Source organism: Sulfurovum sp. bin170 (assembly GCF_010892395.1).
In the GTDB taxonomy this organism is placed as follows: Bacteria; Campylobacterota; Campylobacteria; order Campylobacterales; family Sulfurovaceae; genus UBA1140.
The window spans coordinates 1-2,451 of the sequence record NZ_JAACKB010000132.1; the positions used below are offsets into that span (position 1 = coordinate 1).

Below are 2,451 nucleotides of genomic sequence, written 5' to 3' on the forward strand. Positions count from 1 at the left end.
AAATATATTGCACAGTATCACGCTTATCTACAAGGTCAGATTGGTAACCCAGAGGGTGAAGATAAGCCAAACAAGAAGTATTATGACCCTAGAAAGTGGTTACGAGAGGGTGAGCTTTCAGTAGTTAAAAGACTTGAACAGGCATTTTCTGATTTGAACTGTTTAGATAGAAACTAGTTTTAATTTATAAAATTTCTTTGGAATTGGAGACTTTAGTCCAATGCCAATGAATTAAGCTTTTTTTAAACCAAATAGTTCGGGTGTAAACACGCCGATTCCGAAAATGCGGATTGCATATAAGGAAACGATGGCTTCAGCCTCGCTAATTCATTGGCATTGGACTTTAGTCCCGAATATTACGAGGCTGAAGCTATCGGTTCCTAATTTTGCAAGAAGCTTAATAAAACAGATAAAGATAAAAAATGACACAGCAAATATATCAACAAAAAATAATTCTCCTAAAAAAATGGGCATACGCCTACTATGTCGATGACAATCCAATAGCTACAGATGAAGAGTATGACCGACTTTATCATGAAGTATCAGATTATGAAACAGCTAATCCAAATGAGGTAGCAGATGATTCACCAACTAAAAGGGTAGGGGGGATAGTTCGTGATGAGTTTTCAAAAGCGAAACATATCAAAAGAATGTGGAGTATGGAGGATGTGTTTGATACGCAAGAGGTACAAGAGTGGCTGAAAAGAACCGTTAAAAATATAGGAAAAACTCCCTATTTTTGTGAGCCTAAGTTTGATGGGGCTAGTATGAATCTGCTCTATGAAGATGGAAAGTTGGTTCGTGCTATCACTCGTGGAGATGGAACCGTAGGTGAAGAGGTGACGGATAATGTTCGTACCATTCGTTCTGTTCCTTTGACTATTGATTATATGGGGCAGATAGAGATTCGTGGTGAAGTGGTCATACGCAAAGATGATTTTGAGGCGATAAATGCAGAGCGACTAAAAGAGAGAGGAACAGCTTTTGCCAATCCTAGAAATGCGGCCGCAGGGAGTTTGCGACAACTTGACTCATCCGTAACGGCAAAACGGCGTTTGGCTTTTTACCCTTGGGGGTTGGGTGAGAACTTTTTGGAGCAAGAGAAGTTATCCCAAAAGATGGATTTTGTTTATAAGTTAGGATTTTTAGAGCCACCTTATGCCAAGGCTTGTGAGAATATTGAGGAGATAGAGGAGTTTTATCAATTTATTATCTCAAAAAGAGATGAGATACCTATGATGATGGATGGTTTGGTTGTTAAGGTGGATGAGGTCTATAAGCAGGAGCAGTTGGGCTATACGGTTAAGTATCCCAAATGGATGTGTGCCTATAAGTTCCCTGCTGTTGAAAAAGTTACAAAAGTTAATTCTATCACTTTGCAAGTGGGGAGAACTGGTGTTATCGTCCCTGTGGCAGAGGTGGAGCCTGTTAATGTAGAGGGTGCAATGATAGCTCGTGCAACTCTGCATAATTTCGATGAGATAGAGCGAAAAGGTCTGATGATAGGTGATAGTGTTATTTTGATTCGCTCTGGGGATGTAATACCAAAGATTACCAAGGTCTTGGATGATAGACGGGATGGAACGGAGGTGGAGATAGTTCGTCCAATCTCTTGTCCTACTTGTGGCTCTGAACTGCTAGATGAGGGTACACTAATTAAATGTCAAAATCTGGACTGTCCTTCTCGTGTGGTAAACTCAATTATTCACTTTGCTAAGAAATCATGTATGAATATAGACGGTTTAGGTTCTCGAATTGTTGAGATGCTTGTGACAGAGGGGAAGATAAAAGATATATTGGGGCTTTATAGTCTAAAGTTTGAAGATATGGAGGGTATGGAGGGCTTTAAAGAGAGGAGAATCAATAAACTTCTTGATGCTATAGCCGACACTAAAGGTGTGCCACTGGCTAAACTCATCTCTGCGATGGGTATAGAGCATATCGGTGAGGTAGCAGGTAAATCTATCGCTTTAGAGTTTGGCTTGGGGTTGATAGATGTTACGGAAGATGAGCTTGTTGCTATAGATGGAATTGGTGGGGAGATGGCGAACTCGTTTTTGGAGTTTATGAGGGTTAATCGTGCGTTTGTTTTGAAGTTGTTCGATTTCATCGAACCTACGGTGGAGGAGAAAATTGAGGCTGTAGAGAATCCTTTTAAAGGAAAAACGGTTGTATTGACTGGTATTATGTCTGTTGGTCGTGCTATTGTCAAAGAGATGATGGAGGGGCTTGGAGCCAAGGTAAGTGGGTCTGTCTCTAAGAAAACAGATTTTTTGATTTATGGTGAAGATGCAGGGTCGAAGTTGACAAAGGCAGAGAAGTTAGGGGTTACTACAGTTACAGAAGATGTTATGAGAGATATGTTATAATCATCCAAATAGAAAAAGGAGACTTAAAATGATACAAGCAACCATAAATAATAATTTAATTGAAGCCTTTTTATATGAGAGA

The 2,451-nt window shown here is 39.7% G+C and carries 1 protein-coding gene and 1 pseudogene; both read left to right on the forward strand.

Features of this window, described 5'->3' with window-relative positions:
• Positions 1–177 (forward strand): annotated as a pseudogene (locus GSY74_RS03200) (class II fructose-bisphosphate aldolase); the annotation flags it as partial.
• Between the two features lie 245 nt (positions 178–422).
• A complete protein-coding gene (gene ligA, locus GSY74_RS03205; RefSeq protein WP_164663670.1) occupies positions 423–2,369 on the forward strand; it encodes an NAD-dependent DNA ligase LigA in 1,947 nt (648 codons plus the stop codon).
• The last annotated feature ends 82 nt before the right edge of the window (positions 2,370–2,451 follow it).

Excerpts from the sequence above, each read along its gene's own strand:
- ligA (WP_164663670.1), top strand. The coding sequence starts at position 423 with ATGACACAGCAAATATATCAACAAAAAATAATTCTCCTAAAAAAATGG.